The sequence below is a fragment of the Sulfolobales archaeon genome, from assembly GCA_038881635.1.
GTDB lineage: Archaea > Thermoproteota > Thermoprotei_A > Sulfolobales > AG1 > WYEN01.
This window is the reverse complement of record JAVZPJ010000008.1, coordinates 32715-39645: the sequence shown is the minus strand read 5'-3', so window position 1 is coordinate 39645 and position 6931 is coordinate 32715. Positions and strand designations below refer to the sequence as shown.

The window sequence follows — 6931 nt, the reverse complement described above, 5'->3', positions numbered from 1 at the left end:
TTTAGATGTTCTTCCAAAAACTTAGAAGAGTAGATCTTGAGGATGGCGAAAGAGTGTTGTATCCTGTAATTCCTACAGTTGTGGTTGCAGAGTATGAAGGAAGAATTGGAGGTATGATGGCTGCTTGGTGGACTCAACTCTCTTCTAAACCTTTTCTAGTTGGTGTTTTAATTGCTCCTGAGAGGTATACGTATGCTCTGATTAAGAAGTCGAGGATTTATTCTCTGAATTTTCTAGATTCAAAATATATTGATAGAACTCCTTATCTAGGTGATGTTTCGGAGAGATTCTTCAGAGATAAGATTAGAAGAGGAGGTTTTACAATTCTAAGAGGAGAGGTATTGGGAGCACCCATCCTAGGAGAAGCATCAGCATCTCTAGAGATCGAGCTTAGAAGAATTGTGGAGACAGGAGATCACGATCTTTTTATAGGAGAAGTTAAAGCAGTGTATGCGGCAGAGGATTTCAAAGGATTGTGGAAGCTTGAGAGCTATAATCCTCTAATGTATCTTGGTAGAACTAGAAAACCTGAGCAGATTAAAAGAATCTATGCAGTATGCAGAGAATATGAGATAAGAGAAATACCATTCGCTCCAGAGCCTTTAAGAGAATATGCGGAGAAGAGGATCAGCATTATCAATAAGGTGAGAGGCTTGTACAAGGAAATGAAGAGTAGAAGCAGAGAAGATATTCTGAAAGCTATTGCCGAGCTGTTGAAAGAAGAAGGATTAGATTCTGAAGATGCCGAATTCTACTACGAAGAGGTTAGAAGATCTCAGGCTTAAGAGTTGAAGCGAGAATTATCCCGAGCAGATGGTGTAGTATTTAACTTGTTCAACCCTGTTCTAGCTGATATTAGGATTAGAATTTCTAATCCTCTTCTCAGCTTTCAGAGGATTTCTAGGAGGTTTTATGCAGAACTTTGCAAGAGTTCTCAAGCAGGTTCTCAGAGACTCCTACGGTGGAATAGGTTTTACGATAGTACTTTTGATAATCTTATTAGGCGGTCTAGCACTTCTACTTCCTCTACCTGATTACACTCTCTAGCATACCCACGCTCCCAATCTTCATCTCTTCAGCATCTTCTAGGCAGAGATTCTCTGGGCAGAGATCTGTTGAGCAGAGTTGTATGAGGTGCAAGAGCTTCACTCTTGGTAGGGTTGATAGATAGTGTAATTAGCAGGATTATGGATGTATTCTTCGTTATACCTACCTTTTTCATAGCATTAACACTGGTTGCGATCTATGGTAGCAATATATATCTTATCATGCTTATCATAGGAGCAACTACACGGCCTACTACTGCGAGAATTATGAGAGCACAGGTCTATGTTGTGAGAGAACACCCCTATGTTGAAGCTGTTAAAACCCTTGGAGCTGGAGATCTGAGGATCATGATCAGACATGTGCTTCCAGCATCGATTCCTCCTGCTATTGCAAACACCATACTTCTAGTGGGAAACGCGATCATTATAGAAGCTGGCTTAAGCTATCTAGGTCTAGGAGATCCCAACATGCCTAGCTGGGGGAGGATAATATATGAGGGTCAGCCCTATATCGCGTCTGCTTGGTGGATCTCGCTTTTCCCAGGAGTTTTTCTGGTGATCACGGTTCTAGGTCTGAACTTTCTAGGAGATTCTTTGTATAGGATCTTCACACCTAGAATCAGGATGCAAGGGTAGAGATCCCTAGATCTTGTTTTGCTCATCACTTGCAAATTTTTAAGCTTCCTAGATCAGCTCATATGGTGTAGTAGTCTTGGAGTATAAATACATACCCAAGCTAGGTAGAAGAGTCTCGTCTATAGGTCTTGGAACTGGTGGGAGGAGAACCGAGAGATCTGAGGAGGCTTCCTGGACTTCTGCTATTAGAAGAGCTTTAGAGCTGGGGATCCTTCTTATCGATACCGCTGAGATCTATAGTGATGGATTCGCTGAAGAGGTTGTTGGAAAGGCTGTGAGAGAGTGGGGTGGTTCTAGAGAGGATCTCTTCATAGTTACCAAGATCCATCCTAGGAATCTTGCTAGTGAGGAGAGTATAAGAAGATCTATCTCCGGATCTCTTAGAAGACTTGGACTTGATTATGTTGATTCCTATCTAATCCACTGGCTTGAAGAAGGTGTTGTGTTGAGAGATGCTTTGAAAGTTCTTGAGAAGCTCTGGAAGGAGGGGTTGGCTAGATCTCTCGGAGTTTCGAACTTTACCCTGGAGAGGATTGAAGAAGCTAGATCTTATCTGAGCTATACTGATATAGCGGTTGTAGAGAATAGATATAGTCTCACGAAGAGAGATGATGAGAAGAGTGTAATACCATATTGCGAGAGAGAAGGGATCCTCTATCTCGCATATACCCCGATAGATAAGGGAGTTCTCGCGGGAAATAGCTTGTTAAGAGAAGTAGGAGTGAGATATGGTAGAACTCCTATTCAGGTGGCGTTGAACTGGTACACAAGATTCAAGATGCTAGTACCTATACCAAGAGCTTCTACAATACCTCATGTGGAGGAGATAGCTGGATCAACTGGTTGGAGTCTTGAAGAGGAGGATTGGAATCTCATTGACAAAGCTTTTAGAAAAACAGATCAATAGATTCGATCTTTATAGGATAGGGAGAGAGTTTAATAACTTGCTAGCGTAAGATTCTACGGAGATTCACATGCTTTCTAAACATCCTCTAGAAATTCCTTCGGGGAGAAAACTCTCTAGAGAAGAGATCTCTGAAGCTCTAAGACTTTCAATCATAGCAGAACTTGATGCTATAAATCTCTATCTCCAGATCGCCAGATCTATCGATGATGATAGTATAAGAAGAGTTTTTGAAGATATAGCTAGAGAGGAGAAGACTCATGTTGGCGAGTTTCTAGCTATTCTGAAGAATCTGGATCCTGAGCAAGTCTCAGAACTCGAGAAGGGTGAGAGAGAGGTTGGAGAACTTGTGAAAGGAATCGACCCTAGCAGAGGATCTGTTCGTGAGAACAATGCTTCAGAAGATTCAGAGAGCTTAAGCAGTAGCGAGCTAGAGTATATACGCGAGAATCTTCGGAAGACAGCTGATAGCATCAGAGTTTTCAGACATTATCTACCTCTAACCAGGCTCGGTAGAGGTGCTGACGCTACACCTCTCGAGAGAGATAATGTTAGAATTATAATACCTCTTGAAGAGATCTCTAAAACCTTCATCATATCTCAGAGATCCATCGAATACTCGAGACAGTATAGACAACCTCTAGACCTGAGCAGTGCTCTAAGCATCTTGATAGGATTCGCTCTAGACGAGGATAGAAAGATTCTTGAGAAAATACTCGGAGTAGAAGGATCTATACAGATGAACATATCCAGCTGGGAGGAGCCTGGAAGAGCGGTAGAAGAGATCTCTAGAGCAGTCCAAGAACTCATAAGAAGCAACGCTCCACAACCCTACATACTGTTCCTAAGCCCATCAAGATACACAAGACTTCTAGCAGTCTACGAGAGAACAGGAGTCATGGAGCTAACCAGGGTAAAAACACTCGTGAAAGAAGTCGTGCAAACACCAATACTGCCAGACGAGCTGGCACTGGTAGTATCATCATCATATGCATCTCTAGACCTGGTGCTAGGAGGAGATACTGAGATAGACTATGTAGGTCCTGAAGATGGAGGACATAAATTTAGAGTATGGGAGACTCTAGCACTTAGAATAAGAAATCCCAGAAGCATAGCAGTACTAAGACAACAGAAGATCTAGCTCTAGCTCCTTCCCTTTTTCTCTTTCTCTCGTTTTTTTGATCACCTCTCACAACATGTTCTCTTCGAGGTTTGCATCCTTCGTATAAAGCTTGAATTTCTATTTTCCCCGCCTTATCCATAGCACTTATCGAGAGCTTGGAATATGTCGGTTTAGAGATCTTAGGATCTTCTTTCTTCGTATTTTTTCGAGGACTTTTTTCTGTTGGGGGCGCTACTGATAGGATCAGGGAGATCGATTCTTTCTCCCGGGGATCTTTTTCACTTGCTCCAATAGAAAACTTTTTAAGACTAGACCACCCAAGCGAAATATCATGAGCCTCTCATGAACCAAGCCATAGCGTATATCAGGATCAGTAGAGAAGATGAGAATCCTGATAATCAATGGTTTGTCATCAAAGATTATTGTGATAAGAAAGGTTATATGTGTATACGTCTCGACGAGATAGGAGTATCTCGTGTAGAGGATCCTTTCCAGAGAATGATTTTCCAAACAGCACTTAGAATCATGGAGGTTAACAGAATAAGCGTTCTGATAGCCGAGAGTATTGATAGAGTATGTGCAGATCCTGAGCATTACGAGAGACTTATAAAATACTTTGCAGAGAGAGGATGGAGACTTGAGCTTGTAAGAGATACAGATATCTCCGAAGCATTCAACAGAGTTATAGAGATATTTGAGAAGCTTAAGAACTCAGCAGATTCAGCTGTTATGAGTGTTGTTCTAGATTCTCAGATAAAATCTCTCAAAGATATGATGCAGCTCTATCACAAGCTTAAGGTTGCTGTAGCTAGAGAGTATGTAGAGGATGTGAGGAGGAAGGTTAGAAGAGCTCTTGAGAGACTTAAGAGTGAAGGTAAGATCTATACTAAGCCTACCATGATACACTGGATAGCACTATACAGAAGTGGGAAGAAGAGGTTTACAGAACTTAGTAAAGGAGATCTAGAGGATGCTGAGAGATACTTTATAGAGAGATATGTAAAGCCTTATAGAGAAGGAGTTCCTATAAGAAGACTATGGAGTAGATTTCTAGAAGCTGAGAGACCTATAATAGATATGATCAGGAGACATAGGATTAACAGTGTAGAGCTTAAGAAAAGTCTTGGGAAGCCTGAGCCGAAGAAATACGAGGTCTACACAAGCTATCTATCCTTCTACAGACTCGTTAAAAAACTCGCGGGAGGGGAGAATAAAGAGAGCAAGAGTGGAGCTAGCTCTCATAAGACATAGATCTGTAGATCGGTATTACCGATGAAAACTCTCTCTAGAGCCTGGTAGAAGAATTATTATGCTCAGGTTTTATAGATCTGAGATCTTATAACCCGAGCAAATAACATGTTAGCATTCTAGATCAATCAAAAACTTATTCTACAAAGCATACAACTCTCGAAAGCTTCCACCCGGCACGTATAATTCTAATCCTAATACTAAACCTGCCAAGATCACTGATAAAAGCTATGCTAATAATTCTCATGAGATCAGAGCAGATCCTAGAATAAGTTCTACGAGTATTAAGCTTAAAATTCTCATATCTTATTAGATCCGAAGAAAGTATAGCTGTAAGAATAGTTGAATCTAGGCAGGTTATATCAGACAACCATAGTATAACTAGTCACCTGATGAACCTGATCATCAGACTCCATGCCTGCCACATAGACCTGGAAAGAGTTGAAGCTATAGATGAGAATTATAATATCCGCTAGATATAGACAGAATAGAAAAACCCCTTCGCGCTCCAGACCTTAGGATTGTATTTATACCCTGCTTTCACAGGTTTTATCTCCACACCCCGCATGAGAGTGGTTTCACACGCTATCTCACTCTAGATCTATGTAGTATAGATATGATCTCCACCACCATCTTCCCAGACTCTCTATAACTCTCGCCACCTTGAGATCATCTCTAGCCCATACTATAATCTCTTGAACTCCTCTAGATCTAGCTATATCTGCTACGCATGAGAGCTGGAGATAGCCTTCCTCAAGATCTATACCACCTCCCCTCAGAAGAACACCACCCACATAGGTTTCACAAGAATCCTCAGAAACCCACCCACACCCCGGTCTTGCGAGAGCTAGGATTCTTCCTTCTCCTGAGAAGCATGCGTACGCCTTGTATAGATTAGTTTTCAGAACATACTCAGTAAAGCTCCAGACCCATCCATCGGGGATTAGAGGTAGAAGTCTATAATCTTTCTCAATAGATCTCGCAAGCTCTACTACTTCACTCTCATCTTGTACCCTCCTCCAGAGAGGCTCGTATTCTGACATCTCAGACACCAGTGGCACTGGAAGAGATCCTGAGATCAGACTTAGAACTCTCTTCATACCAATAGAATCACAGATCCTATGCACAGGCGTGTTCTTCTGAGAAGTGATAAGTGCAGCAGCTTTCAAACCTCTTCTCCTAGCCTCTTCAACAAGCATGCGAGTCATAAAACCTCCCACACCTCTCCCCCTCAGATCCTTTCTAACCCTAGCTCCCATAAGCCATCCAAGAGATCCTACAGGTCTCAATATAGAGACAGCCTCAATCCTCCCATCAATCTCAACACCGTAAGCAAGCCCTTCACTAGTTGAAAACTCTAGAACCCTCTCTCTAAGATAATCATCCTCGTCAAGCCATGAAAACACGTATGAAAGATCATCGGGATAGAGTCTTCTAAAGATCATATTAAAACACCAGCTACCCCCAGCCTATATACAAACCTGAAACTTTTAACTATAACATCTGATCTATTCCAGTACAAGAAGAAACTTCTCAAACCTACAGCTTAGAACCAGTCCTCTCTCTACTCTAAGAGGTTTACATCTTGAGAAAATATAACCCGTCTAAAACTCTTCATAAAATCTTCTTAATATGCCGAAGAACCTCAGAATATGAAGCACCAAATAAAATGATAATCTACAAGAGCATTTACTATGAATGCTCTCCTCATCCTCCATATCACTCCACATGGCGAGTGCCGCGCCTATTACTGCTAACATTAGCAGTATTGCTGTTGATTGCAGTATTCCTCTTTCTTTTATCCAGCTCATTCACTCACCTTCGAGTATTTATCTATCTTTCATCGATGATATGATTATCTTTATATCTGCGAAGATTGTTTATAAACAGTTGCTACCCTCGCTTTATCCTATGCTTCTAATCTTCTTCCCGCATTAAAAAGCACGGGATGTAGCTCTTGTTTATAAATTAATA

General features: G+C 41.4%; 9 protein-coding genes. 6 read left to right on the top strand and 3 right to left on the bottom strand.

Translation table 11 applies throughout. The features are described 5' to 3' along the window. The first annotated feature begins 5 nt into the window (after nucleotides 1-5). The 6 genes from QXS89_06020 to QXS89_05995 all read left to right on the top strand — a co-directional run bounded on the left by QXS89_06020 (nucleotide 6) and on the right by QXS89_05995 (nucleotide 4960). Nucleotides 6-785 (top strand): flavin reductase family protein, encoded by a 780-nt coding sequence (locus QXS89_06020; GenBank protein MEM3831733.1) that lies wholly within the window; start codon nucleotides 6-8, stop codon nucleotides 783-785. A 127-nt stretch (nucleotides 786-912) separates the two neighbouring features. Further along, nucleotides 913-1047: a hypothetical protein gene (locus QXS89_06015; GenBank protein MEM3831732.1), complete on the top strand. Its 135-nt coding sequence runs from the start codon at nucleotides 913-915 to the stop codon at nucleotides 1045-1047. 104 nt (nucleotides 1048-1151) lie between these two features. Beyond that, complete coding sequence (locus tag QXS89_06010; protein ID MEM3831731.1) at nucleotides 1152-1682, top strand: ABC transporter permease; 531 nt, start codon at nucleotides 1152-1154, stop codon at nucleotides 1680-1682. 76 nt (nucleotides 1683-1758) lie between these two features. Next, nucleotides 1759-2589, top strand: a complete 831-nt coding sequence (locus QXS89_06005; protein MEM3831730.1) for an aldo/keto reductase — start codon at nucleotides 1759-1761, stop codon at nucleotides 2587-2589. Between the two features lie 67 nt (nucleotides 2590-2656). Then, nucleotides 2657-3727 carry a family 1 encapsulin nanocompartment shell protein gene (locus tag QXS89_06000; GenBank protein MEM3831729.1) on the top strand — a complete coding sequence of 357 codons (1071 nt, stop codon included), beginning with the start codon at nucleotides 2657-2659 and terminating at the stop codon, nucleotides 3725-3727. Nucleotides 3728-4051: 324 nt separating this feature from the next. After that, nucleotides 4052-4960, top strand: coding sequence for a recombinase family protein (locus QXS89_05995; GenBank protein MEM3831728.1), 909 nt, complete (start codon nucleotides 4052-4054; stop codon nucleotides 4958-4960). A 133-nt stretch (nucleotides 4961-5093) separates the two neighbouring features. Here the strand turns inward: QXS89_05995 and QXS89_05990 are convergent, their stop codons facing one another. The 3 genes from QXS89_05990 to QXS89_05980 form a co-directional block, all read right to left on the bottom strand. After that, a complete protein-coding gene (locus QXS89_05990; GenBank protein ID MEM3831727.1) occupies nucleotides 5094-5327 on the bottom strand; it encodes a hypothetical protein in 234 nt (77 codons plus the stop codon). Between the two features lie 220 nt (nucleotides 5328-5547). Continuing rightward, nucleotides 5548-6402, bottom strand: a complete 855-nt coding sequence (locus tag QXS89_05985; GenBank protein MEM3831726.1) for a GNAT family N-acetyltransferase — start codon at nucleotides 6400-6402, stop codon at nucleotides 5548-5550. A gap of 159 nt (nucleotides 6403-6561) precedes the next feature. Continuing rightward, entirely contained in the window at nucleotides 6562-6768 is a 207-nt protein-coding gene (locus QXS89_05980) for a hypothetical protein (GenBank protein ID MEM3831725.1), read from the bottom strand. Between the last annotated feature and the right edge of the window lie 163 nt (nucleotides 6769-6931).

What these genes read in the sequence shown, in the direction of transcription:
- QXS89_06020 (MEM3831733.1), top strand. Translation starts at nt 6, where the DNA reads ATGTTCTTCCAAAAACTTAGAAGAGTAGATCTTGAGGATGGCGAAAGA.
- QXS89_06015 (MEM3831732.1), top strand. Translation starts at nt 913, where the DNA reads ATGCAGAACTTTGCAAGAGTTCTCAAGCAGGTTCTCAGAGACTCCTAC.
- QXS89_06000 (MEM3831729.1), top strand. Translation starts at nt 2,657, where the DNA reads ATGCTTTCTAAACATCCTCTAGAAATTCCTTCGGGGAGAAAACTCTCT.
- QXS89_05995 (MEM3831728.1), top strand. Translation starts at nt 4,052, where the DNA reads ATGAACCAAGCCATAGCGTATATCAGGATCAGTAGAGAAGATGAGAAT.
- QXS89_05985 (MEM3831726.1), bottom strand. Translation starts at nt 6,402, where the DNA reads ATGATCTTTAGAAGACTCTATCCCGATGATCTTTCATACGTGTTTTCA.
- QXS89_05980 (MEM3831725.1), bottom strand. Translation starts at nt 6,768, where the DNA reads ATGAGCTGGATAAAAGAAAGAGGAATACTGCAATCAACAGCAATACTG.